22 protein-coding genes and 3 pseudogenes are annotated in these 26077 nt (G+C 70.6%); 14 read left to right on the top strand and 11 right to left on the bottom strand.

All coding sequences use genetic code 11. The annotated features are described in order from the left end of the window. Window positions 1-65: 65 nt before the first annotated feature. Window positions 66-1451 (bottom strand): lytic murein transglycosylase, encoded by a 1386-nt coding sequence (locus tag ABZU74_RS28350; protein ID WP_355430033.1) that lies wholly within the window; start codon window positions 1449-1451, stop codon window positions 66-68. 55 nt (window positions 1452-1506) lie between these two features. Between ABZU74_RS28350 and ABZU74_RS28345 the strand changes: the two genes are divergently transcribed. Together ABZU74_RS28345 and ABZU74_RS28340 are read left to right on the top strand one after the other, a co-directional pair. Then, complete coding sequence (locus ABZU74_RS28345; RefSeq protein WP_355429984.1) at window positions 1507-1722, top strand: zinc ribbon domain-containing protein; 216 nt, start codon at window positions 1507-1509, stop codon at window positions 1720-1722. A gap of 152 nt (window positions 1723-1874) precedes the next feature. After that, a complete protein-coding gene (locus ABZU74_RS28340) occupies window positions 1875-4715 on the top strand; it encodes an adenylate/guanylate cyclase domain-containing protein (RefSeq protein WP_355429981.1) in 2841 nt (946 codons plus the stop codon). A 100-nt stretch (window positions 4716-4815) separates the two neighbouring features. Here the strand turns inward: ABZU74_RS28340 and ABZU74_RS28335 are convergent, their stop codons facing one another. Together ABZU74_RS28335 and ABZU74_RS28330 are read right to left on the bottom strand one after the other, a co-directional pair. Beyond that, window positions 4816-5355, bottom strand: coding sequence for a phospholipase (locus ABZU74_RS28335; protein WP_355429978.1), 540 nt, complete (start codon window positions 5353-5355; stop codon window positions 4816-4818). 179 nt (window positions 5356-5534) lie between these two features. After that, on the bottom strand, window positions 5535-7196 hold the full coding sequence (locus tag ABZU74_RS28330; RefSeq protein WP_355429975.1) for a family 10 glycosylhydrolase: 1662 nt from the start codon (window positions 7194-7196) through the stop codon (window positions 5535-5537). 203 nt (window positions 7197-7399) lie between these two features. Here ABZU74_RS28330 and ABZU74_RS28325 point away from each other — a divergent pair, with 203 nt between their 5' ends. Next, window positions 7400-8902 (top strand): amino acid permease, encoded by a 1503-nt coding sequence (locus ABZU74_RS28325; protein ID WP_355429973.1) that lies wholly within the window; start codon window positions 7400-7402, stop codon window positions 8900-8902. A gap of 125 nt (window positions 8903-9027) precedes the next feature. Beyond that, complete coding sequence (locus tag ABZU74_RS28320; protein WP_355429970.1) at window positions 9028-10044, top strand: LacI family DNA-binding transcriptional regulator; 1017 nt, start codon at window positions 9028-9030, stop codon at window positions 10042-10044. An 80-nt stretch (window positions 10045-10124) separates the two neighbouring features. Here the strand turns inward: ABZU74_RS28320 and ABZU74_RS28315 are convergent, their stop codons facing one another. The 3 genes from ABZU74_RS28315 to ABZU74_RS28305 all read right to left on the bottom strand — a co-directional run bounded on the left by ABZU74_RS28315 (window position 10125) and on the right by ABZU74_RS28305 (window position 12919). Further along, window positions 10125-10850, bottom strand: a complete 726-nt coding sequence (locus ABZU74_RS28315) for a methyltransferase domain-containing protein (protein ID WP_355429967.1) — start codon at window positions 10848-10850, stop codon at window positions 10125-10127. A gap of 84 nt (window positions 10851-10934) precedes the next feature. Then, window positions 10935-11243, bottom strand: a complete 309-nt coding sequence (locus ABZU74_RS28310) for a hypothetical protein (RefSeq protein ID WP_112699090.1) — start codon at window positions 11241-11243, stop codon at window positions 10935-10937. Between the two features lie 38 nt (window positions 11244-11281). Beyond that, a complete protein-coding gene (locus ABZU74_RS28305) occupies window positions 11282-12919 on the bottom strand; it encodes an ABC-F family ATP-binding cassette domain-containing protein (protein ID WP_355429964.1) in 1638 nt (545 codons plus the stop codon). A gap of 62 nt (window positions 12920-12981) precedes the next feature. On the opposite strand from ABZU74_RS28305, the gene ABZU74_RS28300 reads away from it, so the two are divergent. The 4 genes from ABZU74_RS28300 (at window position 12982) to ABZU74_RS28285 (ending at window position 15316) form a co-directional block, all read left to right on the top strand. Further along, on the top strand, window positions 12982-13752 hold the full coding sequence (locus tag ABZU74_RS28300) for an ROK family protein (protein ID WP_355429961.1): 771 nt from the start codon (window positions 12982-12984) through the stop codon (window positions 13750-13752). A 119-nt stretch (window positions 13753-13871) separates the two neighbouring features. Beyond that, the gene (locus ABZU74_RS28295; protein ID WP_124771401.1) at window positions 13872-14240 is read left to right on the top strand and encodes a tetratricopeptide repeat protein; all 369 of its coding nucleotides are present in this window, start codon (window positions 13872-13874) and stop codon (window positions 14238-14240) included. A 119-nt stretch (window positions 14241-14359) separates the two neighbouring features. After that, entirely contained in the window at window positions 14360-14614 is a 255-nt protein-coding gene (locus tag ABZU74_RS28290) for a Smr/MutS family protein (protein ID WP_007465523.1), read from the top strand. 135 nt (window positions 14615-14749) lie between these two features. After that, on the top strand, window positions 14750-15316 hold the full coding sequence (locus ABZU74_RS28285; RefSeq protein WP_355429958.1) for an NUDIX hydrolase: 567 nt from the start codon (window positions 14750-14752) through the stop codon (window positions 15314-15316). On the opposite strand, the pseudogene ABZU74_RS28280 reads toward ABZU74_RS28285, so the two are convergent. Next, window positions 15317-16727: pseudogene (locus ABZU74_RS28280) on the bottom strand (helix-turn-helix domain-containing protein). Window positions 16728-16875: 148 nt separating this feature from the next. On the opposite strand from ABZU74_RS28280, the pseudogene ABZU74_RS28275 reads away from it, so the two are divergent. Continuing rightward, window positions 16876-17207, top strand: a pseudogene (locus tag ABZU74_RS28275) (hypothetical protein). Window positions 17208-17593: 386 nt separating this feature from the next. Here the strand turns inward: ABZU74_RS28275 and ABZU74_RS28270 are convergent. After that, a pseudogene (locus ABZU74_RS28270) lies at window positions 17594-17860 on the bottom strand (DinB family protein); the annotation flags it as partial. Between the two features lie 111 nt (window positions 17861-17971). Here ABZU74_RS28270 and ABZU74_RS28265 point away from each other — a divergent pair. Both ABZU74_RS28265 and ABZU74_RS28260 read left to right on the top strand, forming a co-directional pair. Continuing rightward, complete coding sequence (locus tag ABZU74_RS28265; protein WP_355429955.1) at window positions 17972-18469, top strand: NUDIX domain-containing protein; 498 nt, start codon at window positions 17972-17974, stop codon at window positions 18467-18469. 102 nt (window positions 18470-18571) lie between these two features. Next, window positions 18572-20020, top strand: coding sequence for an ATP-binding protein (locus ABZU74_RS28260; protein WP_355429952.1), 1449 nt, complete (start codon window positions 18572-18574; stop codon window positions 20018-20020). Window positions 20021-20064: 44 nt separating this feature from the next. Here ABZU74_RS28260 and ABZU74_RS28255 read toward each other — a convergent pair whose 3' ends face one another. Together ABZU74_RS28255 and ABZU74_RS28250 are read right to left on the bottom strand one after the other, a co-directional pair. Then, window positions 20065-20748 (bottom strand): hypothetical protein, encoded by a 684-nt coding sequence (locus ABZU74_RS28255; RefSeq protein ID WP_355429949.1) that lies wholly within the window; start codon window positions 20746-20748, stop codon window positions 20065-20067. An 83-nt stretch (window positions 20749-20831) separates the two neighbouring features. Further along, window positions 20832-21080: a hypothetical protein gene (locus ABZU74_RS28250; RefSeq protein ID WP_355429947.1), complete on the bottom strand. Its 249-nt coding sequence runs from the start codon at window positions 21078-21080 to the stop codon at window positions 20832-20834. 221 nt (window positions 21081-21301) lie between these two features. On the opposite strand from ABZU74_RS28250, the gene ABZU74_RS28245 reads away from it, so the two are divergent. Both ABZU74_RS28245 and ABZU74_RS28240 read left to right on the top strand, forming a co-directional pair. After that, window positions 21302-22075 carry a proline hydroxylase gene (locus ABZU74_RS28245; protein ID WP_355429944.1) on the top strand — a complete coding sequence of 258 codons (774 nt, stop codon included), beginning with the start codon at window positions 21302-21304 and terminating at the stop codon, window positions 22073-22075. A 15-nt stretch (window positions 22076-22090) separates the two neighbouring features. After that, window positions 22091-23032 (top strand): threonine/serine dehydratase, encoded by a 942-nt coding sequence (locus tag ABZU74_RS28240; RefSeq protein ID WP_355429941.1) that lies wholly within the window; start codon window positions 22091-22093, stop codon window positions 23030-23032. Between the two features lie 4 nt (window positions 23033-23036). Here ABZU74_RS28240 and ABZU74_RS28235 read toward each other — a convergent pair whose 3' ends face one another. Further along, complete coding sequence (locus tag ABZU74_RS28235; RefSeq protein WP_355429938.1) at window positions 23037-25187, bottom strand: tetratricopeptide repeat protein; 2151 nt, start codon at window positions 25185-25187, stop codon at window positions 23037-23039. A 281-nt stretch (window positions 25188-25468) separates the two neighbouring features. Here ABZU74_RS28235 and ABZU74_RS28230 point away from each other — a divergent pair, with 281 nt between their 5' ends. Continuing rightward, entirely contained in the window at window positions 25469-25957 is a 489-nt protein-coding gene (locus ABZU74_RS28230; RefSeq protein ID WP_355429935.1) for a hypothetical protein, read from the top strand. The last annotated feature ends 120 nt before the right edge of the window (window positions 25958-26077 follow it).

Here is a 26077-nt window from a genome sequence, read left to right as displayed (position 1 = left end):
CTAGCTTGCCGCTAACAGAGGCCCGGGGGAAGTGTCCAGTTCTCCAACGTATCGAGACGATCACTTCATGACCGACTGGCCCGTCCGTACCGGTTCGCGGTGTCGTAGACGTCCTGGGCGTACCGCCGTACATCGTTGTAGGAGAGGATCGCGTTCCACCAGTCGCCCGGAATGCTCAGGTTTCGGCCACCCTTGCAGAGGTAGTTTCCCGCTGCCAGGGCGGCGTCGTCCAGGTCGTGCGGGTCCTTGCGGCCGTCGTTGTCCGCGTCCGCGCCGATCTCCTGCCAGGTGGTCGGGATGAACTGCATCGGCCCGATGGCCCTGTCGAGGGTGACGTCCCCGTCGAGCGCGCCACGGTCGGTGTCGATGATCCGCATCCGACCCTCCTTCCCGTCCAGCGGCAGCCCGATGATGTTGGGCACCGCCTTGCCGTCCTGCCCCAACCGCGCGCCGTTTGCCGAGCCGTGCCCCGATTCGACCTGACCGATCGCGGCCAACGTGGTCCAGCTCAGCGCGCAGCTGCGGTTGGTCTGGGCGAGGACCAACTCGGCGTAGCCGTACGCCTGCATGGCGATCGCGGGGACACCGACCTTGGTGCCTACCTGCTGCGCCCAGCCGGCGAGGGCATCCGACGGTCGACCCCCGATCACCGACCCGGTCGGCAGCCCGTTGCCGGGCAACCCGCCGCTGGGCAGCGGGAGGGTCGGCAGTGGCCCGGTGGGCAGCGGGCCGGTGGGCAGGCCGGACGGCCCCACCGGCGGTGCGACCCCGGTCGGCGTGGTCGAGGCGTCGACCGCGACCGGGCGCGGTGCGCGGATGGCGGCCGGTACGAGCAGCGCTCCCGCCGCGGCGGTCGCGGCCACCAGCGCCAGTAGGAAGACGCCGGGCAGGGTCAGCCGACCGCTCGGCCGGCGGGCCCAGGCACCTGTCGCCCGGGCCGCGGCGGCTGCTGCCTGGCGTGGCGGCAGACGTACCGCGTGGGCGAACTGCACCCGCCGCCGGCGGGCCGGGTCGGACGCCGGCACGGCCGGCAGCTCATCCACAGTGGTCTTGGCCAAATCCGCGGCACCGGTCTTCGCGGAGTCGGTCTTGGCGGCGTCGGCCGTCGCGGTCTCGGTCTTGGAGGCCTCGGCCTTCAGGTCCTCGGTTTTCGCGGCCTTGGGTGTCTCGGCCTGCGCGGCGGGCTCGACCGGGACCTTCGTACCGGTGGCGCTCGCGTCCGCGTCGGACGCGGCGAGGTCGGTCGCGGCGGGCCTGGCCGCTGGCGGGGTCGGCGCGGTGGCCGGTGATGTGGTCGGCGCCTCCGCCGAACGCCCGCTCAGCCAGGGGCGGCGGGGACGGGGCACCTTGCGCCCCGGATCGGGCGCGGCTCCCGAGCCTTCGAGTGGCCCGTCCAGCGGCGCGGCCGGTCGTAACGGTTGCACACGCGTGTCGTCCTCGCCGTCCACCACCTGTCGAGTATCACCCATGCTCCGCGAACCGCCAGATCCACGTACCCTGGATGGCATGCCCCGGTACGAGTTCCGCTGCCGCGCCTGCGGCGACACCTTCGAGGTCAACCGTTCGATGGCGGCGGCCGGTGAGCCGGCCAGTTGCCCACAGGGACACGCCGACACGGTCAAGCTTCTTTCCGCAGTCGCGGTCACCGGCCGGGGTGGTGCCTCCGGTGGTGCTCCGGCACCCGCCGCCGGTGGCTGCTGCGGCGGTGCCTGCGGCTGCTGATCGGGCCAATTCCCCGCCGCCTGGTCGGCTGGCCTTGCCGGGAGTGGGTCCGAGTGGCACGTTGAGGCGGCACCTGCCCGGCCGTTCTCACGATGCGTGATCGTCCGGACTCAGGCAGCATGAACCCGACGTCACGGGCGGAGGTTCCTCGCATGTCGCCACGGATCCAGCTCCCGAGCGGTTGGGTGACCTTCGTATTCACCGATATCGAGGGCTCGACCCGGCTGGCCCAGCTGCTCGGCCCGGACTACCGGCCGGTGCTCGCCGAGCATCGACGGTTGCTGCGCCGCACGCTGGCCAGCACGGGTGGCGCGGAGCTGCTGACCGAGGGCGACTCGTTCTTCCTGGCCTTCGAGGAAGCGACCGCGGCGATGACCGCGTGTCTGACCGCCCAGCGGGCACTGTCCAGCCACGACTGGCCCACCCCCGAGGCCGCGCCCCGGGTGCGGATGGGCCTGCACACCGGCTATGCCGAGCCACGCGACGGCGAGTACGCCAGCGCCGAGGTGCACCGGGCCGCCCGGGTGGCCGCGGCAGCGCACGGCGGGCAGGTGCTCTGCACGGCGTCCACGGCCCGCCGGGCCGAGCCGATGCCGCCGGGTGCGACCCTGCTCGACCTGGGCCTGCACCGCCTGCGCGGCTTCGACGACCGGGAACGACTGTTCCAACTGGTCGCCCCGGGTCTGGAGCGGCAGTTCCCCCGGCCCCGCACCGCCGACGCGGTGGCGCACAACCTGCCGACCCAGGTGACCTCGTTCGTCGGCCGCCAAGCCGAGCGCATCGAGTTGGGCCTCCTGGTGCGACAGCACCGCCTGGTCACCGTGCTCGGTGCCGGCGGCGCCGGCAAGACCCGGCTCGCGGTGGAGCTGGCCAGCGGAGTTGTCGAGGCGTACCCGGATGGGGTCTGGTTCGTCGACATCGCCTCGGTGACCGACCCGGGGCTGGTGGCGTTCGCCATCGCCGCCGTGCTCGGCCTGCGACCCGAGCCCGGCCGGCCGATGCTGGACACCCTCGTCGAGTACGCTGCCGGCCGCCGGATGCTGGTGGTACTGGACACCTGCGACACCCAACCGGCCGCCTGCGCGGAGGTGATCGCGCGTCTGCTGTCCGGCGGGGGCGGCGTACGGGTGCTGGCCACCAGTCGTGAGTCGTTCAGCCTGCCCGGCGAGGTGGTGTGGCGGATTCCGCCCCTCTCGGTCGACCCGCGCGCGGACGGTGCGGAGAGCGACGCGGTGGCCCTGCTGCTGGACCGTACGGCGGCGGCGCGCGGTGGTCGGCAGCCGGACCCGGCCGAGTCCGCCGACCTGCGTCGCGTCGTGCAGCGGCTGGACGGACTGCCGCTCGCCATCGAGTTGGCCGCCGCCCGGCTGCGGGTGCTCTCCGTCGGCCAGCTCGCGGAGCGGCTGGACGATGTCCTCGGCACCCTGGACGCCGGCCGCGAGGACCCGGATCCGCCGCCGGTGGAGCGGGGCTGGTCCGGCAACCAGCAGGACACCGTGGACCTGGTCGCGGCGGCGGCCGGCGCGTCGCCGCCCACACCGGCGAGCCGGGCGGTGCAGCGTTCGGCCACCGAGCGGCATCTGACCATGCAGGCCACCGTCACCTGGTCGTACCGGACGCTGGGCCCCCGGGCCGCCCGTCTGCTGCGGTGGCTGGCGGTCTTCGCCGGCCCGGTGGATCTGGCGACTGTGGAGTGGCTGCTGGGTGACGATCCGCTGGACCCGCTGTCGGTCCTGGTGGACAAGTCGATGGTGTTGGCCGAGCCGCGTGCCGCCGGCAGCACCTACCGGATGCTCGACCCCATCCGGGCGTACGCGGCGCGGCGGTTGGCCGAGGCGGGTGAGGAGCAGGCGGCTCGGGACCGGCACGTGGCCTGGTCGGCGCACGCGTTGGACCGGGCCCACCTGGGCCAGGACGGCCGGCCGGTGACCCTGTCGCTGTATGCCCTCGATCCACTGGCCGGAGAGCTGCGCGCCGCGCTGCGCTGGTGCGCCACCGGCGGCAGCGCCCGTGCCGGTCTCGGTCTGGCGGGTGGGCTGGACCAGTGGTGGCTGGAGCGGGGCCTGGCCCGGGAGGGCCGGCTGTGGCTGTTCCGGCTCTACGGGCGGATCGCCGAGACGGGGGAGCGCATCCCGGAGGCGGAGCTGGCGGCGGCGTACCACATGCATTCGCTGCATGCCAGCGCCGACGGCGAGTTCGCCGAGGAACTGCGCTACTCCCAGCGGGCGGAGGCGGCGGCCCGGCAGGCCGGCGACGCCGGGTTGCTGGCCCGGGTGCTCGCCGGACGGGCAGCGCCGCTGGTGGACATGGGGCAGTTCGTCGAGGCCGAGCGGGTGTGTCGGGAGGTCATCGACTGGGCGCACGGGCAGGACGTCGTCGGCGAGGCGCTGTTCGCGGTGTTCAGCCTGGCCGAGTTGCTGTGGCGGCGGGGTGCCCTGGAGGAGGCGGCCGAGTTGCTGGGTGCGGTACGTCCGGTGGAGGCGGCCCGGCCGGTGGAGCGGGGCCGGCGGTCGGTGGACATGCTGCTCGGCATGGTCGCGCTGGCTCGGGGCGACGTGATCGCCGCGCACGAGCATCTGCTGGTGGCGTTGCGCTCCCGGATGGGTCACGGCTATCACGGCCGGGCGTGCGACACCTTGAACGCGGTCGCGGTGCGCTGCGCGATCGGCGGGGAGCGGTTGACGGCCGCCCGCCTGTTCGGGGCCGCGCAGGCCACCCGGGCGAGCATGCGTGCCACTCCCGGCATCTTCGGCGGTTACTGGGCCGAACAGCAGGCGGAGTTGCGTGCGGTGCTGGGCGACGCGGCCTTCGACGACGCGTACGGCGAGGGTGCCGAGCTGGGGTTGGACGAGGCTGCGGCGCTGGCGCTCGACGTGGAACACCCGGACCTGGCGGCGGACTCGACCCGCTTCAGCACGGGTCTGTCCCAACCGACCCCCCGCCGTCCGGTCGACCCTGACCGCCATCCAGCCACCCGAACCGAACGCGCCTAATCCTCACCCCACCCCCGTTGTTGATCATGAAGTTACTGCTGCGACACGCCGTGTCGATGGGCAACAACCTCATGATCAACGGGGCTAAAAGGGGGGTGGGTTAGTGGGTTGCGGCCTTGGCTTCGGCTTGGGCCTTCATTCGGGCGGCGCGGTCGATGTCGGCCTGCTGGACGGCCGCTACCGAACCGAAGATGTTGACCGCCTGGTAGTAGGTCCAGGCCAGGCTGTAGCAGGCCGGCCGCACGACCGTGTTGTACGTGGCGCAGACGCGCTTCAGGTCCGCGTAGAAGGCGCTGTCGAGGCGGGACTTGTTGGCGGAGAACTGGCCGACCGCCTTGTAGTTGCGGTAGCCGAAGTCGTGTCGGTAGCAGCCCAGGTTGAAGGTGAATCCGAGCGGGTTGTCCGGGCTGGACGAGCAGTAGTCGGTGGACCAGTTGAAGTTGTACTCGGCCCAGGGGGCCCGGTTGACCCGGGCGCTGTTCCAGGAGTTGTAGCTGGACGCGCTGGTCTGGGTCCAGCTGGACAGCACGGAGAGTCGTTCGGCGGGGGTGACGGCGGCGGCGGCGGGGGAGGCGATGGCGAGGGTGGCGAGCAGCGCTAACGCGCCCGAGGCGAGCAGGGTGGCGAGACGTCGGGGCACGGGTTACCTCCGCGGGGTGAGCGGGTGGGACGGAAGTTACCGGCGGGTCACCGGATGTCGATGAGTGTCGATCAGCTGATCAACTAGGCGGTATGCGCGTCGCCAACTATTGGTGACATACGTTGAAACAGACGAATGCCCCGGACGCGTGAGGCGTCCGGGGCATTCAGGAAAGCGGGTCAGTGCAGGACGAATGCCGGTGGGCTCGCGGGGCTCTCGTTGGCCAATCGGTCCAGCGCGGTCAGCTGGTAGGTGTAGCGCCGACCGGGTTCGGCTGAGGTGTCCACCCAGGACTGGACGGCACCGGGCGTGGCCCGGACGGTGTCGACCAGGTGCGCGGCGTCGGCAGTGGCGCACCGGCCGGGCAGCGTGGTGCCGTCGAAGCGGTAGATCGCGTACGAGGTGGCGGTGCCGAGCGGGCCGACGCCGTCGGCGGGCTGTCGCCAGGTGAGCCGCACCCCGTCGGCCTGCCGGGCGACCCTGGTGACCACCGGGAGCAGCAACGGCTTCGCCGGCAGGTGGGGCATGGCCGGCACCAGCGCCGGGCGGGAGTAGTGCTCGGCCGCGTAGATGTCGGTGGCGCCGAGCCGGTTGGCCCGCACCTGCACCGCGGAGAAGTGCACGTTGCCCTGCACCTCCGGGTACGACCGGTTGAGCGTCAGGTGGTCGGACAGCTCACGCGGGTTCTGCCAGTACGGCCCGTACGCCGGGTCGCCGCTCTTGTAGTCGGCCTGGCCGATGTAGAGCTGCACGCGGGTGCCGCGCACCGTCTCGGCCCACCACGGCACCAGGCGCGCGTAGTCGGCGGCCGGGTACTGGCCGATGTACCAGTAGAGCTGCGGCACCACGTAGTCGATCCACTCCTGCTTGACCCACTTGCGGGTGTCGGCGGAGATGATGTCGTACGACTGGCTGCCGGTGGTGTCCGAACCGAGCGGGTCGGCGGTCTTGTTGCGCCAGATGCCGAACGGGCTGACGCCGAACTTCACCCACGGCTTCGCCGCCTTGATCTTGCCGTTCATTTCCTGGATCAGCAGGTTGATGTTGTCCCGCCGCCAGTCGGCCCGGTCGGTGAAGCCCCTGTTGTACGCGGCGAAGGTGGCGTCGTCGGGCACCTGGTAGGTGCCGCTGGGGTAGGGGTAGAAGTAGTCGTCGAAGTGGACGCCGTCGATGTCGTACCGCTTGACCGCGTCCATCATGGCGGTCTGGACGAACTCGCGGACCTCGGGAATCCCGGGGTTGTAGTAGAGCCGGCTGCCGGCCACGCCGGCCGGCGGGTAGGCGAAGGTCCAGTCGGGGTGCTGCCGGGCCGGGTGGCCGGGGGCGAGCAGGCTGAGGTCCGCGCCGGCGCCGCCGGGGGCCGGCATGGAGACGCGGTACGGGTTGAACCAGGCGTGGAACTCCAGGTTCCGCTTGTGCGACTCGTCGACCAGGAAGGCCAGTGGGTCCCAGCCCGGGTCCTGGCCGCGTACCCCGGTCAGGTATTCCGACCAGGGCTCGTACGGTGAGGGCCAGAGCGCGTCGGCGGTGGGCCGGACCTGCACCACTACGGCGTTGTGGTTGAGCCGCTCGGCCAGGTCGAGCAGTTCGCGGTACTCGGCCTGCTGGGCCGCGATCCGGTCCGGGTTGGTCTGGGACGCCTTGCTGGGCCAGTCGATGTTGACGACCGACGAGATCCACATGGCCCGGAACTGCCGCTTCGGGGTGGCCGGGTCGGTGGCGCAGGTGGCGGTGCTGGTGGTGTCGGCCGCGCTGGGTGCGGCGCTCGCGGGGGTGGCGGTGACGAACGTGCCGAGCAGGGCTGCGACCAGCCCGGCGACTCCGAGTCGTGCGGCTTTCATGCGGTGTGTCCCTTCGTTGGGGCTCCCGGATGCTTCGCGCGGTGCGCGGCAAGATTCGCCGCTGATGTCCGCATTGCTGGTAGGAAATTTTCACAGTCTGGCCATCGCCGCAAGGGTTCGTGGTTGACCAATCGCCTCGCTGGGTAGCAACGCCGGTCACCGGCCGCCACGGAGGTGGTCGCACGGTGGGGAGGGGTGACCGGGTGTCCGTGCTGCGCACAAAACCAATCAAGGACGTGATAGCCCAGGGTGAGGCGGACGGCAGCGACGGCCAGCTGGGGCTGAAGAGGCGGCTCGGCGCGATCGACCTCACCGGCTTCGGCATCGGCATCGTGATCGGCACCGGCATCTTCACGCTCACCGGGATCGAGGCCCGCGACAGCGCCGGTCCGGGCGTGGTGATCTCCTTCGCCATCGCCGGCGTGGTGGCCCTGCTCGCCGCCCTCTGCTACGCCGAGCTCGCATCCAGCGTGCCGACCGCCGGCAGCGCCTACACCTACGCGTACGCCACCATGGGCGAGATCGTCGCCTGGATCATCGGCTGGGACCTGCTGCTGGAGTTCGCGCTCGGCGCCGCCGTGGTGGCCCGAGGCTGGTCCGGATACCTCGCCGAACTGCTCGACCTACCGACCCGGTGGTTCGGCGAGGAGGGCAGCACTGTCAACGTGGGCGCCATCGCCATCGTGCTGATCCTCGGCATCGTGGCGATCGTCGGCATCCGGGAATCCGCCCGGATCACCAACCTGCTGGTGCTGGTCAAGGTGGCCATCTGCGTCTTCGTGGTGGTCGCCGGGCTGTTCTTCGTCAGGGCCGCCAACCTCACCCCGTTCATCCCGCCGGCCGAGCCCGCCGGTAGCGGCGACGACGGCATCAAGCAACCTGTCACGCAGGCGCTCTTCGGGCTGGAACCGTCGGTCTTCGGCTTCGTCGGGGTGCTCAGCGCCGCCGCCGTGGTCTTCTTCGCGTACACCGGCTTCGAGGCCGTGGCCAACCTGGGCGAGGAGACGAGGAAGCCCAAGCGGGACCTCACCCTGGGTCTGCTCGGCACGCTGCTGATCTCCACAGTGCTCTACATCGGCGTCTCGCTGGTGGTGGTCGGGATGGTGCCGTACACCGAGATCGACCGGGGCGCCCCGATCGCGTCGGCCTTCGAGTCGGTCGGCGCGGGCTGGGCCGCCGTGCTGGTCTCCATCGCCGCGGTCGCGGGCCTGACCAGCGTCATCCTGGTCGACCTGGTGGCGATGGGCCGGATCGGCTTCGCCATCGCCCGGGACGGGTTGATCCCGCCCTCGATCGCCAAGGTGCACCCGCGCTGGGGCACCCCGTACCGGATCTCGGCGATCATGACGGTCGCGGTCGCGCTGCTGGCCGGCTTCCTGCCGCTGTCCGCGCTGGCCGACCTGGTCAGCATTGGCGCGCTCTGCGCGTTCGTCCTCGTGTCGGTGGCGGTGCCGATCCTGCGCCGCAAGCGGCCGGACCTGGAGCGGCCGTTCCGGGTGCCGTTCTCGCCGGTGCTGCCGATCGTCTCGGCGCTGGCCTGCTTCTACCTGATGCTCAACCTGTCGGTGGAGACCTGGCTGCGGTTCCTGGCCTGGATGCTGCTCGGCGCGTTGATCTACTTCGGCTACGGCTACCGCCGCAACCGGCTGGCCCGGCACGAGCCCGCCGTCGCCCCGACGCCGCGTGAGCCGAGCGCCGACAGCTGATCCGACGGGATGTGGAAGGGGCCCCCTGCGACCCGCAAGGGGCTCCTTTCCCCCCAGCGCTTGTGCGCCGTCGCAGCGGGATCGGTGACGGTATGGTGCGCCGGTCACCTCGGGGAGGTTGCGGCGTGCGACACAGACTCAAGGACGTGGCCGAACGGGCCGGCGTCTCCGTCAAGACCGTCTCGAACGTCGTGAACGGCCACCTGCACGTGCGGCCGCACACCCGGGCCCGGGTCGAGGAGGCGATCGCCGAGCTCAACTACCGGCCCAACCTGTCCGCCCGTCACCTCCGCAAGGGGCGCACCGGCGTGATCGCGTTGGCCGTTCCGGAACTGGACATCCCGTACTTCGCCGAGTTGGCCCGCCACGTGGTCACCGCCGCCGCCGAGCACCGCTGGACGGTGCTCATCGATCAGACCGGCGGCCGGCGGGACCAGGAACGGGCGCTCGCCTCCGGTATCACCGACCACCTGATCGACGGGCTCATCCTCAGCCCGTTGGCGCTCACCGCGGCGGACCTGGCCGGTCTGGACGGCACCCCGATGGTGCTGCTCGGCGAACGGATCGAACACTGCCCGGCGGATCGCGTGGTGATCGACAACGTGGCTGCGGCCCGGGAGATCACCAGCCACCTGATCCAGGTGGGTCGCCGCCGGATCGCGGCCGTCGGCGCGCAGCACACCGACGAGGGCACCAGCGCCCGGCTGCGCCTGGCCGGCTACCGCGACGCGCTGCGCGCCGCCGGGCTCGACTACGACCAGGCCCTGGTGGCGTCCGCGCCGGGCTGGCACCGCGCCGACGGCTCGGCCGCGATGCGCGGCCTGCTCACCTCCGGGGTACGCCCCGACGCCGTCTTCTGCTTCAACGACACCCTCGCCCTGGGGGCAGTGCGCGCTCTGCACGAGGCCGGCCTGCGGGTGCCCGAGGATGTGGCGGTGGTCGGCTTCGACGACATCGAGGACGGCAGGTTCGCCATCCCGACCCTGAGCACCGTCGCCCCGGACAAGGAGCAGATCGCCCGCCTGGCCATCCGCCTCCTCGCCGACCGCCTGGATGGCGACCGCACCGTCCCCGCCCAGCAACTCACGGCCCCGTACCGCCTGCAACTCCGCGAGTCCACCACCACCCAGCCCTCGCGTTGATCATGAAGTTGTTGCCATGCATGACGGCGTGTCGCCGCAATAACTTCATGATCAACGGTGGGTGGGTGGGTGGTCAGTGGTCAGTCGAAGAAGCGGGCCAGGTGGGATTGGGGTGCCGGGTCGGCGTCCGGGCGGAGGGGGGTCAGGTCGGCGAAGATCGAGGCGCCGTCGCAGCCGGCGTGCAGGGGGTACCACCGCGGGGCGCCCGGTGGCCGGAGCTGGCAGATCCCCTTGAACGTCTGCACGTCCATCAGCCGGACGTGGGTCGGGTCGGCCACCGCGTTCACATGCCCCCACCAGGGGCTCATCACGTGCAGCACGCCTCCGGGGCGGAGCACCCGATGACACTCGTCGACCAGCGGCAGGAAGTCGATCAGGTGCTCCAGGATGTGCACCGCGAAGAGAACGTCCACCGAGTTGTCGGCGAGCGGCAGGGAGCCGGACAGGTCCGCGACGGCGTCCACGCCGGGCGCCGGGTAGATGTCCAGCCCCAGGTTGCTCGACCACTGCTTGCTCGGCCCGCAACCGAGGTCCACGACCACGGGCGCCCGCCCGCCGATGCCGACCCGGCACCAGACGCCGTAGACACCGGCCAGCCGCCCCACCAGGTCCCGCACCAGCCGTAGCTGGGCGGGCTCGGCCACGTCGCCGCTCAGATGGGCCACCCCCCGGTCGAACCGCACCTCGACCGCCAGGTGCCGCAACCGATCATCGTGGCGGACCTGGTCCGCCCACGCCTGGGCGAGGAATTCGTCGATCGCCCGCAGCCGGTCGGCCGAGGGCGGAGTCTGTGCCAAAGCGACCATTCGGGCCACCTCCCGCCGCGCGTTACCCGCAATCGTGCCCGTTATGCCCCGCTCGTCCACCTGGTCGGCGCGGCCCGCGCACGGTCAGCCGGAAAGGGTGCGGCGGCCCCCGCGCATCCTCTGGCGGGGCGGCGGGTCGGCGGGCTTCGGCCGCTTGAGGTGGTAGCGGTGCAGTTCGTGGTTGCCGGGCAGGGACGGGTCCTCGCTCATCGCGACCAGCTCCCAGCCCTGGTCGCCGGCCCGGTTCAGGTGGGCCAGCGCGGTGTCGCCGTACGGCGTCACGTCGACCATTGAGCCGTCCGGGCCGTACCAGACGAAGACGACCTCCCAGCCGAGGTCGTTGGTCGCGGCCTGACGGCGGCGGACCAACAGGGCGTACTCCCACTTGAGCATGGCGTCATTCTCACCCCGCGTCGGCCCGTCGGCATGGATCAATCCTCGGCGATCCGCCCGGCGTCGACCCGCAGTCGCCGGTTGGTCTCGATGGCGGCCAGCATCCGCCGGTCGTGGGTGACCAGCAGCAGCGTTCCGGGGTAGCTGGCCAGCGCCGATTCGAGCTGCTCGATGGCGGGCAGGTCCAGGTGGTTCGTGGGCTCGTCCAGCACCAGAAGGTTGACCCCACGACCCTGGAGCAGAGCCAGCGCCGCCCGGGTCCGCTCGCCGGGGGAGAGGGTGGCCGCCGGTCGGGGCACGTGCGCCGCCCGCAGGCCGAACTTGGCCAGCAGGGTCCGCGCGTCCGCCGGCGACATGTGGGGTACGGCAGCCTGGAACGCGTCGATCAGCGGGGCGTCGCCGAGGAACAGCCCTCGGGCCTGGTCGACCTCACCGACGACCACGCCCGGGCCGAGCGAGGCGGTGCCGGCGTCCAGCGGCAGCCGGCCCAGCAATGCGGCCAACAGCGTCGACTTGCCGGAGCCGTTCGCCCCGGTGACCGCGACCCGGTCCGCCCAGTCGATCTGGAGGTCGACCGGGCCGAGAGTGAAGCCGCCCCGGCGTACCACCGCACCTCGAAGCGTGGCCACCACGGCGCCGGCGCGGGGCGCGGCGGCGATCTCCATCCGCAGCTCCCACTCCTTGCGGGGCTCCTCGACCACGTCGAGTCGTTCGATCAGCCGTTCGGTCTGCTTGGCCTTGGCGGCCTGCTTCTCGCTCGACTCGCTGCGGAACTTACGGCCGATCTTGTCGTTGTCGGTGGCCTTGCGGCGGGCGTTCTTCACGCCCTTCTCCATCCAGCCACGCTGGGTGCGGGCCCGAGCCTCCAGCCCGGCCTTGGTGTCGGCGTACTCCTCGAAGTCCGCGCGGGCGTGCCGGCGGGCCACCTCGCGCTCCTCCAGGTAGGCCGCGTAGCCGCCGCCGTAGTGGTGCACCTGCTGCTGAGGCAGGTCCAGCTCCAGGACCCGGGTCACCGTGCGGGTGAGGAACTCCCGGTCGTGGCTGACCAGCACGGTGCCGGCCCGTAGCCCGGTGACGAACTCCTCCAGCCGTTCCAGGCCGGCCAGGTCCAGGTCGTTGGTCGGCTCGTCGAGCAGGAACACGTCGTACCGGCTGAGCAGCAGCGACGCGAGCCCGGCCCGGGCCGCCTGGCCGCCGGAGAGCCCGGTCGTCGGGTGGTCCAGGTCGACAGCGAGCCCCAGGTCGGCGCTCACCTGCTCGGCGCGTTCGTCCAGGTCCGCGCCGCCCAGGGCGAGCCAGCGCTCCAGCGCGTCGCCGTACGCGTCGTCGGCGCCGGCCGTTCCGGCGGTCAGCGCCTCGGTCGCCGCGTCCAACGCCGCCTGCGCGGCGGTCACCCCGGTCCGGCGGGCCAGGAAGTCCCGTACCGTCTCGCCCGGTCGCCGTTCCGGCTCCTGCGGCAGGTGGCCGACGCTCGCGGTGGGCGGGCTGAGCCGCACGCTGCCGGCCTCGACCGGCAACAATCCGGCGAGGGTACGCAGCAGCGTCGACTTGCCGGCCCCGTTCGGCCCGACCAGCCCGACCACGTCGCCGGGAGCGACCACCAGGTCCAATCCGGCGAAGAGCGGGCGGTCGCCGTGCCCGGCGGCCAGGTCCTTGACGATCATCGTGGCGCTCATCAGGACGGCAGCCTATCCGGCCGCCCGCATACGACCGGCCGGCAGCGGGCAGACTCAACGACGTGGTGACCACACTGGCGATCGACTGCGGCGGCGGGGGCATCAAGGCGTCCGTGCTCGACGAGGCGGGAACGATGCGGGCCCGGCCGTTGCGGGTGCCCACCCCGTACCCGTTGCCGCCTGCGCTGTTTGTCCGGACCCTGGTGGATCTGGGCGGGCGCCTGCCGACTGCGGACCGGCTCACGGTCGGCGTACCCGGGATGATCCGGCACGGAGTGGTGGTGAGCACGCCGCACTACGTGACCCGCAGCGGCCCGCGCAGCCGGGTCGACCCGGACCTGCTCGCGGAGTGGTCCGGCTGGGACGCGCGCGGCGCGCTGGCCGACGCGTTCGGGGTGCCGGCGCTGGTGCTCAACGACGCCGAGGTGCACGGCGCCGGAGTGGTCGCCGGCACCGGCTGCGAGCTGGTGCTGACCCTGGGGACGGGGCTGGGCAGCGCGCTCTTCGACGGCGGGGTGCTCGCACCGCACCTGGAGCTGTCGCACGCGCCGGTGCGCTGGGGCACCACCTACGACACGTACGTCGGCGAGCCGGAACGGCGGCGGCTCGGCGACGCCTTCTGGTCCCGTCGAATCCGGCAGGTGGTGGACGGGCTCCGCCCGGTGTTCCGCTGGGACCGGCTCTACCTGGGCGGGGGCAACTCCCGGCTGATCCGGCCCGAGCAGCTGGCCCGGATGGGTGACGACGTGGTGGTGGTGCCGAACACGGCCGGAATCGTCGGCGGCGTCCGCGCCTGGGAGCTCTCCGTCGGACGCCGGGACGCCCGCACCTGACCCTTCGGCGGCCGTCGGGGGCCCGAACTGACCCGATCTCGACCCCGGGAACAGTCGCCAAACTCCTGGTGTTGTGCCAGCGTCGGAACAGGTGACGGTGCGACCCGAGGAGGTGGCAGATGGATCTTCTGGCGGACTACCGGCGGGCGACCATGTTCTTCGAAACCGGTGACCCCAGCGGGGCAGCCCGACTGCTGGAGCCGATCATCGACGTCGAACCCGGCAACGCGGCGGTCCGGCAACTGCTGGCCCGGGCGTACTTCCAGTCGGCCCAGCTCAACCGGGCCGAGGAGCACCTGCGCGAGCTGATCGAGCGGGACCCGAGCGACCACTACGCGCACCACGTGCTCGGTCGGACGTTGGAACGGCTGAACCGGCACACCGACGCGCTGCGGCACCTGCGGATCGCCGCCGCGATGTACGCGGCCAACGACGACTACCGGACCGCGCTGGAGCGGGTGGAGACCCGACTGGGCGGCCGGCGCTGAACGTGCGGCGTGACATGGCAGGGGCGGTCCTCCGGGGCCGCCCCTTCGTCGTCGTCGGACGACCTGGCGGACGTGCCTAGGATGGCGGACATGGGACCTGACCGGCCGGGGGCTGCGGCATGAAGCTCAAGCTGGACCTGCACGAGATCTTCAACAAGGGCCAGGACATCGACCGGGCGTTGCGCGGGATCATGGACGAGGCGGTGGCGAAGAAGGCCACCCTCGTCGAGATCATCCCCGGCAAGGGGTCCGGCCAGCTCAAGAAGCGGGTGCTGCGGTTCCTCGACCAGAAGGACGTCAAGCAGCTCTACCACCGGGTGGAGAAGGACTCGAAGAACTTCGGCCGACTCTTTGTCCACTTCCGCTGGAAGTAGCGACGGATGCCTCGCGCCTGCTGTCTCGGAAACGCTGAAGGGCCCTTGAGCCATGGCAGCAGCGACGTGCGAGGAGCCTCATCTTCGTGATGAGGCGCGGCGATGCGTCTGCGCCAGTGGTCGGATACTGGGCAGGTGACGGAGGAGCAGGTTACCGAGCCGACGCGGTGGACGATTCACGGTGAGCGGGTCGTGGATGGCAGCCGGCGGGCGCGGTTGAGCATTGCCGACGTGGAGCTGCCGGACGGAGTCCGTTTCGAGCAGTACGTGATCCGGGCGCCCCGGTCAGCAATGGTCGCGGTGCTTGACGAACAGGAGCGCCTGCTGCTGCTGCGGCGGCACCGGTTCGTGTTCGACAGGTGGGTGTGGGAGCTGCCTGGGGGTTACGTCGACGACGGTGAGCACCCGGCGAGCTGCGCGGTCCGGGAGGTTGAGGAGGAGACCGGATGGCGTCCGGGCCCGGTCGAACCGATGCTGTCGTTCCAGCCGTGGGTGGCAACTGCGGACGCGGAGAATCTGTTGTTCCTTGCGCGCGAGGCGACACATATTGGTTCGCCGGTGGACGTCAACGAGGCCGAGCGGGTGGCCTGGATGCCGTTGGCGGAAGCGCGCGACCTCGTGTCCCGGGGGGAGATCGTGGGATCCGGCACGGTGATCGCCGTGTTGGAACTGGTCGCGCGCAAAGCCCGGGGTGAGCTGTAGTCAGCGGCGTTGACCGAGGGCCACGTCGACACGGTTGATGAAGTGTCGGACGGCTGGCCGACGGCGGTACGCCGTGAGTTCGGTTTGCAGGTCGCGTAGGTAGCGGACGGCTCGGGCTGACCGCAGTTGAGAGGTCAGCGCGAGCGCTTGGGCCCCGATGGCGCTGGCGCGATCGGGCTCGCCGTGGTGGGCGTGGATGGAGGCGAGGAGCGTGAGGTTGAAGGCCTTGCCTCGTATGTAGCGTTCGTCCATCCGCAGTGAGCGGACGGTGAAGCGTTCGGCCTGCTGGCGGTGCCCGAGGGCATGGAAGCAGTGGCCGAACTTGGCTGACAGGTATGCCTCGTCGAAGTAGCCGAGCCATTGCGGGTCGCTACTGCGGTCGGCCCGGTCGAGGGTCTGTTCTGCCTGGTGCAGTGCCGTGGTGCAGGCGCGTTCATCGCGCGCGGCGGCGTGGGCATGAGCTTCCATGACCAGTGCCTCGGCGGTCAGCACCGCGAGGCCGGCGTGTTGTGCCGTCTGCCGGGCGGCGCGGGCGAGATCGACGCCGGTAGCATTGTGACCGAGGTAGGTGGCTTGGTGGCTCATCGCGGCGAGAATTTCGGCGCCGAGGCCAGCATCGTCGGCGGCTCGGGCGAGGTCGAGGGCGTGGGTGAGGTAGCGCTGGGCGAGGCCGTGTTCGGCCATGTCGTACGCCTGCCAGCCGGCGAGCTGAGTCAGCTCGGCGACGGCGACCAGTAGCTTGCGGCCAGTCGCCGGATCGTAGCGGCCCTCGGTTAGCAGGGGCGTGACCTCGCGGTTGAGGTAGCGGGCGAGGGTTTCGCGGGCGTGGCCGCCGCCGTGCTGGTTGTCGAGTCGCCGGTAGGTGGAGGTCATTTCGCGGATGGTGTCGATGTCGGGTTGACCGACTGATCGGCGACCATTCTGTGTGACGGGTCGTGTAGTGGGGGGGGGTGAACCAGCGCAGCGCGGGCAGGGTGTAGCCAGCGGAGCTGAACACTGTCTGACGGAGCATGTCTCGGCGGTTCACGTCGCCTTCCCACAGTTGCGTGGCGGCGCGAACGTCCTCGCGCCAGGATCGGTCGTTTGGCACATCACCCTGCGGGCTTTCGGGGGTGGGGTGGCCTGCTTGGTGGCGCGGTGCAAGGCCGAGCGACATTCGGGTCTCATCAGGCATGCCGCAGCCGTCGGCGATCCGCTCCAGCACGTCGATGGAGGTCACCTTCCGGCCGGCGATCACCCGGCTGACGCAGCCCTGTTCCAGGCCGACCACGGCCCCGATGCGCGTCTGACTCGCCCCCGTATGCCGGACGAGCAGCCGGAACAGAGTGCCGATGTCGCGGACACGCACCGCGGTCTTAACGTCCTCTCGCGCCCAGAAGCTGTCCGGAATCCGAAGATGGTCGAGTAGCACAGCCGCTCCCACCGTCGTCGAGTGACTACGCATCGTGCTCAACATGGAGCCTAAATCCGGTGCCCTGGCAGGTCGAGCCCGCTCATGTCACCGTGACATGGCTAGCGGACATGGCCGCGAGACCGCAGCCGGCGGGACTGTCTTGGGCATGTTGTTCGATGTCGAGAACCCACCGGTCGAGCCGCCTGACGGCTGCCGCCACCGGCTGCTGTGGCGTCTGTGCCGAGCACTGTGGGAAGGACACTCCCGACCGTGCCGGCCATGACCTCATCGTCGGCTGCGTGCACGACAACCAACCCGTGTCGTGCCGCCTGGCCCGCCTCGCCGTAGAAGGCATGCGAACCGCTAACGGCGAGCAGGCCGTCGCGTCACCGCTGTGGCTCGATGTCGCCGAGCCGCATCGCCACGGGCGACATCAACCTAGCCGCGGTCATGGCGGAGGCATGCTGGCACCGTAGCCGTGCAGGCCTGACGGAGTGAAGGTGGGTGCTATTCACGGTCTGCGCGCCCTCATCGACCACGCCCAGGCTCAAATCGACGCTGCCGACGTACTCCTGACCCGGCACGACGACGTCGGACTTGACCTGTGCCGATGCGGTCGGCCCCATCCCTGCCCAGAGCGACTGCGGTGGCTCCAGAGGCGGGGGCACTTCGCACACCTTATTGGCGGCCCACGGTGACCACCCACGGCCCGGTAATGCCGATCTGGACCTGCGGGGGCTGCAACGCGGCCTGGCCATGCCGGACTCGACAGCAAGAACTACGCGCTGAGTACGAGGGCGCACACGTTTCCCTGACGCTCTACATGGGTGCTCAACTGGTCTGCGCCTCGCGGGATCTGACCTGGGTGCCGGCGGGGGTCCTGCGCCCAGGCAGGAGACGATGATGTGGGCCAGCCGCCAGGCGATCGTGGTCACCGGCGCCGGCATCGGGTCAGGGGACGCGGAGTCCATCGTCCATTTCCCCGAACCTGCCGACACCGGTGCGGCCGACGTGCCACGTGGGCGGATGCTCCAGCAGCCACGCACCGGCTCCCAGAAGTACTCCTCATCGACAAGGCCGTGCAGCCGCGGCCGCAGGTTCTTGTGCCAGTGCCGGTCCAGTTGGTCCGCGATTCGCTCGCTCCTAGCCATTGCCGCACGTTACCTACAGCGAAGGACCGCACTGATCGGCGGGAGCGATCAGCGTGCGGAGGTGCACCACGATCCCGTCGGCCCGCACGGTCTGACCCGTAGGGTGTCCTGATGTCGACGGTGAACCTGCGGCGTTCGGCGCGTGCGGTAGTCGTCGATGAGGACGACCGCGTTCTGCTGCTCCGACTCGCCATTCCCGATCCGGCTGGCACGATCGCCGTCTGGATCACTCCCGGGGGTGGCGTCGAAGACGGCGAGACGCCACTGACCGCCCTGCGGCGAGAGCTGCGCGAAGAGGTCGGTCTTGCTCTCGATGTCGACCCGCCTCAGGTCTGGCGCCAGGAGATAGTCGCCGCCGGGTTCGCACCCGGCCACGATGGCGTCCTGAACGACTACTTCCTCGTTTGGACCACGTCGTTCACGCCGCGCGGTGCGATGAGCGATGAGGAACTCGCCGCCGAGCACGTCATCGGCTGGCGTTGGTGGTCGCTGTCGGAAATCAGGGAACACCGCGGTCCGGAACTGTTCTCGCCCCGCGATCTCGCCACGCCGTTGACCGAATTGATCAATAGCGGAGTGCCAACCCAGCCCGTCGCGCTCGGCCTGTGAACCACACCTCCTGCCTGACCGGTTGTGGCGCACACCCGTAGTCACCTACGACTTTAGGTAGACTGCTCCGAAGTAAGATTGAATCTAGCTTCGGGAGGGTTGATGTTCGTCGGTCGGCGCACGGAACTCGACCTGCTCGCCAAGCAGCTTGATCATGTGAGGCGCACCGGCGAGGGTCGCTCGGTCGCCTTGCGCGGCCGCAGGCAGGTGGGCAAGTCGCGGCTGGTGCAGGAGTTGTGTGACCGGGTCGATCTGCCGTACTGCTTCTACACGGCAGTCAAGGGCGCATCGAGCATCGAGGCGGTCGACTACTTTCTCGGTGCCTTGCGCGACTCGTCCCTGCTCAGCTCCGGCGGTCGTGACCTTCTGCCGTCCCAGCCGCCGGCTGGTGGCTGGGGAGACATACTGCGGGTCTTGGCGGGTGTGCTGCCCGATACGCCGAGTGTGGTCGTCCTCGACGAACTGCCCTGGATCTCCGAGCAGGACACGACCTTCGACGGGCACCTTCAGGTTGCCTGGGACCGGCTCATCTCCAGCAAACCCGTACTACTACTGCTGCTCGGCAGTGATCTGCACATGATGCAGCGGTTCACCGAGTACGACCGGCCGTTCTACGGCAGGGCCACGAACATGGTCCTCGGCCCGTTCAATCTTGCCGAAACCGCCGCCGTCACCGGGTTGAGTGGCGCCGACGCGATCGACGCGCACCTGATCACCGGTGGGTTGCCCGGTGTCGCCTTGGAGTGGTCCCCGGGAACGCCACCCACCGATTTCCTGAGTCAGGAGATCTCTAACAAGACTTCAGCGTTGTTCACCGTCCCCGAACAGTCCCTGGCGTCGGAGTTTCCTGCCCCGGACACTGCCCGGCGCATCTTGGAAGCGGTGGGCGGGGCAGGTAGCCGTACGTTCAGCAATATCGCCGCTGCCGCCGGGGACCGCGGCGGCCCGGTCAGCTCCGGCACCCTGTCCCCGCTGCTTCATCGGCTCGTCGAGGAGAAACAAGTCCTCGCTGTCGACAAGCCGCTGTCCACCAAGCCGAGCAGACTGGCCCAGTACCGGATCGCCGACAGCAACCTGCGTCTGTACCTGGCCATTCTGCGCGACGTGCATCAACTGGTTCTGCGCGATCGGACGGCGGCCGCTCGGGCCGTGCTCGACAGTCGGTGGTCCTCCTGGCGGGGTAACGCCGTCGAGCCGATCATCCGCGATGCGCTCGCCATCTCAGCCGGCGCCGGAGGCTTGCCCTGGACCGACACGTGGGAAGTCGGCGGCTGGTGGAACCGGCAGTCCAACCCGGAGATCGATCTCGTCGGAGCCGATCGCGCCCCGATCGCTTCCCGCATCGCCTTCGCCGGCTCAATCAAATGGCAGGACGGACCGTTCGACCGGCACCATCTCGACGAACTGCGGCGTCACGCCCCGCTGATCCCGGGTTTTCAGCCCGGGGTCAGCGGCCTGGTCGTGGTCAGTCGCTCCGGAGCGGACCTCCCGGCCGGGGCCGTGGACCTGGTCTGGGGGGCTGACGACATCGTCCAGGCGTGGTCGGTCTGACGCTGTCAAGCGATGTGCTTGCCGCCCGGGGTTCTGTGGGTGGGTCAGGCGGGTGGCGTCTGCTGGCGGCGCCGGCGATCGATGTCCTGCTGGATCTCGGGGTCCCACAGGGAGGCGTTCCAGTCCTCCGGCTGCGTCTCGATGTCCAGCGGCGGCCGGGCGGGCTGGCTCCCCACCTGTTGGGGCACCTGTCCCGGCCGAGCTTCGTTCATGTCTCGTGGCGGGATGCCTCCCGCAGGGGTGGCCGGGTCAGCGAGCCGGCGCGTGGCTCTGCGGTGGGTGATCAGGGCGCCGACGGCGAGCAGGATCGCGGCGGCCGCCCGGACGATGTGAAAGGCGGTCGGGGTCTTCACCGGCAGGAGGTACGACAGGAAGAGGAGCAGAGCACCGGCTCCGATCGCCCAGTGCCGGACCGCCGCCGCAGCGATCGAATGTGCGTCGATGACGCGCCTGGTGACATTCGACCAGGTGAGGAAGGCGGCGAAGAGGGCCAGCGGCCCGGCGATCGACAGGGCGCTGATGACCTCGCCGCTCGGCGGCGTCAGCAGGTCGGCGGTGATCGCAGCTCGGACCAACGAGAGCCCGGCGAAGAGCGCCGCGAGCGCCACCAGGACCCACTGGGCCGCTTGCCAGTGCGCGGGTGGCTGGGGTGGTGGCGTGGCACCGCCGAGGCAGGTGTGCCCCTGCCCAGGATGGTCGAGCTGGCTCCCGCAGTTCGCGCAGTTCATGCCGCACCGTCCCCCGTGCTAGCTGTAGCGACGCGTCAGGCTAGCAGCGCTGTCGGGGCGTCGGGGGGTAGCTGTGTGGGGGGTCAGCCCGCTAGGGCGTCGGCGCGGGTGCCGTGGCCGGCGGGGCGTCGGGACCAGCACTGTGGTCGCTGCCGGACGGCCAGCTCCAGGGCCTGATGGTCGGACTCGATCATTTCCCGGGCTATTCGACGCGCCATTTCCAGGCGGTCGACGTGCATGTCAAGATCCGTCGGGCCGGCGCCTGCCATCTCGAACTCCTTGTCAGCGTTCGAACTAGTCGCATCATGCGTCACGCCGAGAATCGTCACCATTCCCCGATCGGTGGAAACCTTCCGCCGTACGGTTCGGTGTCGCGTACCCCGGTTGCGCCGATGGTAGCGGTGGCCGCGCCAACTCGCCCGGAACTGCGGGCACCTCACCTTGCCTGCGGTTTGTACATTGCACGGTGCGCGGATCGGGGGGCGCGACAAGTCCGGTGAGGGATCTTCGTTTCGGGAGGACCGCCGTGCAGCATTCGAGCAGAACCGATCCCTTGTTCGTTTCCGTCGAATCAGAGTCGATCACCCGTGCGGATGTCGCCGGGCTCGTCGCGGGGCGGCTGGCCGCCGTCCGGGTGCCGGGGCTGCTCTCCGCGGCCCGCTGTCAGGCGATCACTGCGGCCCTCGCGAACGCGCCGATGGACCGTTACGACGAGAGCCGGGTCTTTCCCGTCGTCGCCAAGTTCGGCCCGGCGATCAACGACCACCGGGCCGCCGGTGAACTCCGCGACGACTACTGGGACGCGGCCCACGCGGCCGAGAAGAGCTGGTCCACGCTGGGCCTGGCGGACTCGCCCCGGGAGCTGTGCCTCGCCGCGTTCCGCGGCGCCTGGCCGGACGTCGCACCGGGGCGGCGGAAGGGGCGGGAGATGCACGTCGGCATCGTCCGCGAGATCAACGCGGGGCTCCAGGTGCACTTCGACGACGCGGTCCGGGAGTACGAGGGTCGGCTGCTCGACGGCGAGGTGGTGGCGCAGTTGGCGTTCAACATCTACATCCGGGTGCCGCCGGCCGGTGGGGAGACCGTGCTGTGGCGGCGGCGCTGGCAGCCGGACGACGAGCCGCTGCGGATTCCCGGCGGGTACGGCTTCCAGGAGGCGGTGGCCGCCGACACGCAGTCGTTGACGTTGCGCCCCACGCTCGGCGAGGGCTTTCTGTTTGATCCGCGGAACTATCACACGGTGCGTCCCGCGTCGGATGGCCGACGGATCTCCATAGGATGTTTCGTCGGGCTCACCGACGATGGTCGACTGGCCCTCTGGTCGTAGCGAAGGGCGTTCCCCATGGTGGACAGAAGCGACGTCGAGGCGGCTGCGGCCCTGGTCGAGGGGCGGGTCCGGGAAACCCCGGTGATCGCCGTCGACGGTGCCGATCTGGGTGTGCCCGGGCAGCTCAGCCTCAAGTTGGAGCTGCATCAGCACACCGGCTCGTTCAAGCCGCGTGGCGCGTTCAACCGGATGCTCCAGGGGCCGTTGCCCTCGGCGGGGGTGATCGCCGCGTCTGGCGGCAACCATGGCCTCGCCGTCGCGTACGCGGCCCGGTCGCTGGGCGTGCCGGCGGAGGTCTTCGTGCCGGTGACCGCCTCCCCGGTGAAGGTGCAGCGGTTGGCCGGGCTGGGGGCCAAGGTGCGCCAGGTGGGCCAGCACTACGCCGAGGCGTTGGCGGCGAGCACCCAGCGCGCCGGGGAGACCGGCGCGCTTGTCGTGCACGCGTACGACCAGCCGGAGGTGGTGGCCGGTCAGGGGACCGTCGGCCGGGAGTTGGAGCGGCAGGTGGACGGGATCGACACCGTGCTGGTGGCGGTCGGTGGCGGCGGGTTGGTCTCGGGTATCGCCAGTTGGTTCGACGGGTCGGTACGCGTCGTAGCTGTCGAGCCCGAGCAGATCCCCACCCTGCACTCGGCCCTCAAGGCGGGTCGGCCGGTCGACATCGAGGTGGGTGGCATCGCCACCGATTCGCTGGGTGCCCGGCGGATCGGCGAGATCGCCTTTGACACCGCCAGGCGGACCGAGGTGGTGTCGGTGCTGGTCCGCGACGAGGATCTGGTGCGGGCGCGCCGGTTGCTGTGGTCGGAGCTGCGGGTTGCCGCCGAGTTGGGCGGCGCCGCCGCGCTGGCCGCGCTGGTCGGCGGCGCTTACGTGCCCCAGCCGGGGGAGCGGGTGGCAGTGATCATCTGCGGTGGCAACACCGACCCGAGTGACCTGGGCCCGGTCGCGCCGCACTGACCGGTCAACCGCCGTTACGCAGGCGGCGTAGTGCGTGCTCCACCTGCAGGGTGTCGAGGTGGGTGTCGCCGAGTAGGCGCCGGCGGTCGGCCAGCAACTGCTCGTACACCTCGATCGCCGCGTCGACCTGTTCCTCCAGCAGCAGCACCAGGCCCAGGGTGGACCGGATGGCGAGCACCTCGCTGCGGTCGGCGTGCCGGGGTTCCACTGTGGCCAGGGTGGCCCGGAGTTCGGCCTCCGCCTCGGCAAGTCGGCCCTGCGCCTGCATGCAGCGGGCCAGCGTGTGCCGGGCCTGCCAGGTCTCCGGTTGGTTGAGCGGCCACAACCGGTAGCGGACCTCCAGGATGGCGTGCAGCATCTCCTCGGCCTCGGGCGCCCGTTGCTGGGCGAGCACCGCCAGCGCCAGGCTGTGCCGCACGATCATGGTGTCCCAGTGCTCCGGGCCACGGACCTGGTCCTCGGCGGCGACGATCTGCCGCAGCTCCAGCTCGGCCTCCGGCCACTGGCGCTGCGCCATGATCGCCTTGGTGAGCTTGTGCCGGCTGGCCAGGGTGTCGGCGTCGTCGCTGCCCAGCACCCTGGTGCGGTCAGCGATCACCTCGCGGAGCACCCGGTCGGCCATCTCCGGCTGGTTGCGCTCCAGCCAGGTGCGGCCCAGCTCGTGGCGCAACGCCAGCACCTGCGGCCGGTCCAGGTCGTGGTCGTACGCGGCGCAACCGCGCACGATCGGGTCGAGGATGTCGAAGGCCGAGCCGGGTAGGCCGACCGCGATGAGGTAGCGGGCGGTGAGTCGGGTCAGCTCCAGCGCACGGCGTACCGTCTCGGGGTCGTGCTTGTGTTGCTGCGGCACCAGGTATTCCCGCACGGCCTCGACCAGGTGCGGCACCAGCACGTCCCAGTTGGTCCAGGCCGCCGAGTCGTCCGGGTTCTGCCCTTCGGTGGCGGCGAGCAGCAGCTTCATGACCAGGCCGTGGTATTCGGCGATCTGCTCACGGACCTCGTCGCGGTCGCGGAACATGGCGTGCACCAGCGGGTGCAGCGAGAGCACGTGCGCGAACGCCGGGTCGGTGACCTCCTCCTGGACGTCGAAGTCGACAAGGGCCAGGTTGCCGATGCCCTCCAGCACCTTCACCCGCTGCCGGGCGGTGAGCCCTTTGAAGAGTGGCGACTCGGCCAGGATGGCCGGCTTGAGCACCACCTCGTAGGGCACCGGGGAGATGCTCAGGCAGGCCAACACGTTGAGCAGTGGCCGGCTCTGTTGGAGCTGGCGGCGGGCCAGCAGGTCCAGCGAGATGTCGTCGACCTCGCGGACGATCTCCAGGCCGAGGGACTCGTCGAGGTCGACGTCGGTGGCGTCGCGCGGCGAGCGGAACCGACGCTGCACCGCCGTCCGGTAGTCGGCGAAGGTGGTGATTGTGGACGAGCCACGCCAGACCGGGCTGGCGTTTACCGACCGCAGGTAGTTGCCGGCCGCACGCAGGGCGAGCGGCAGCCCGCCCAGCTCCCGGGCCAGCTCCCGGGCGTCGGCCAGCCCCCCGGCCTGGGCGCCGGCCCGGTCGATCAGCACCTGCGCGCCGGCGTCGGCGTCGAGCGGGCGCACCTGGTGCAACGTCGACCAGGTGCCCCAGGTGGCCCGGTTGCCGTCCCGACTGGTCACGATGACCATGCCGTCGTCGGCTTCCGGGCTGCGCAGCCAGCCGGTGCCGTCGGCGAGCACCCCGTCGGTGGGGCCCAGGCTGGCGGGCTCGTCAGCACTGTCGAAGATCAGCAGCCAGGGCTGCGCGGCCTGGTTGAGGTAGCGCCACACCAGGTCGGTGGCGCTGATCATCCCGGCCCAGGCCTGGTCGACCTGGGTCTCCGACGCGCCGAGTTGGCTGACCACCTCCCGCATTCCGGAGTTGAGCCGCCCGGCCTGCACCCACCAGACCGTCCGGCCGTCAGCCCGGGCCCGGCGGGCGATCTCCAGCGCGACGTGGCTCTTGCCGGAGCCCCCCATGCCGCACAGGATGTGCACCGAGGGGCGACCCCCGGAAATCTCCCCCGGCTGGACGATTTCGTCGATCAGGTCCTCGCGCCCGTGCAGTGGGCTGTCCAGTCGCCCGAGCGGTGGATCGACGGAGACCCGACTCGGCCGGTCGTACGCAGGCCGAGGCACGCCGGCATCCTCGGGTGGAACGTCCGCAGTCAATGCGGTCCCCCTTCGGTGGCGAATTCACAATGGGCCGGCGGCGAAAGATCATGTCCATCTGATGGACAGTCGGAGGGATTGCCACCCGCACCATGTAGACCGCAAGCGTATCCATCCCCGTACCGGGTTGCACACTCTCCGTTTAGGCCGCCCGGCTGACCGGAATCGGTGCCGGAATTCCCAATTCGCAGCCGGTTCCGGCCGATCCGCCGTGCCCGACACTCGACAGGTGCATCCACGATGGACCTATGAACTGGTCGCCAATCCAGGACGTCATCGACTGGGGATCCGTGCCGGACTGGTTCGGCGCGGTCGGATCCATCGCCAGCGTGCTCTTCGTCTACCTCGGATTGCGGCGGGAAATCCGCTCTCGTCGCAACGACGAACTGCGGATTCGGGCCACTCAGGCCCGGTTGATCTCGGCGGTGGTCGAGATCCGCGGCAACTCGGTGCTGCGGATCGCCGTGGCCAACGAGAGTGACGCCCCGGTGCTGGACGTGGTGGTGCTGACTCGGCTCGTCCCGCCCGACGATCCGGACGCCCCGCCGGTCGGGCTGGCCCCGGCGAAACAGATCCGTCGGATTCCCGGCCGCGACGTACACGACCTTTTCGTCACCGTCGCGGCGGAGCACCGGCTCCGCCCGGGCGACACCGTCCTGGTGGACCTCACCTTCACCGATCACGACGGTAATCGCTGGCACCGGATCGGTTCCGGCCAACCCGAACCGGTGGGCTGACCGGAAGAGGGGAAACGGTGGTCCGGCGGGGCGCCCCGCCGGGGCCCGCCGTGCATAGGGGGGGGGACGTGGGGGGGGCCGCCAGAGCAGCACAGAGGGGGGGCCCCACCGAGAAAAGCG

Origin of the sequence: Micromonospora sp. NPDC005171 (assembly GCF_040608575.1) — a bacterium.
In the GTDB taxonomy this organism is placed as follows: Bacteria; Actinomycetota; Actinomycetes; order Mycobacteriales; family Micromonosporaceae; genus Micromonospora.
This window is presented reverse-complemented; position numbering and strand designations above follow the sequence as displayed.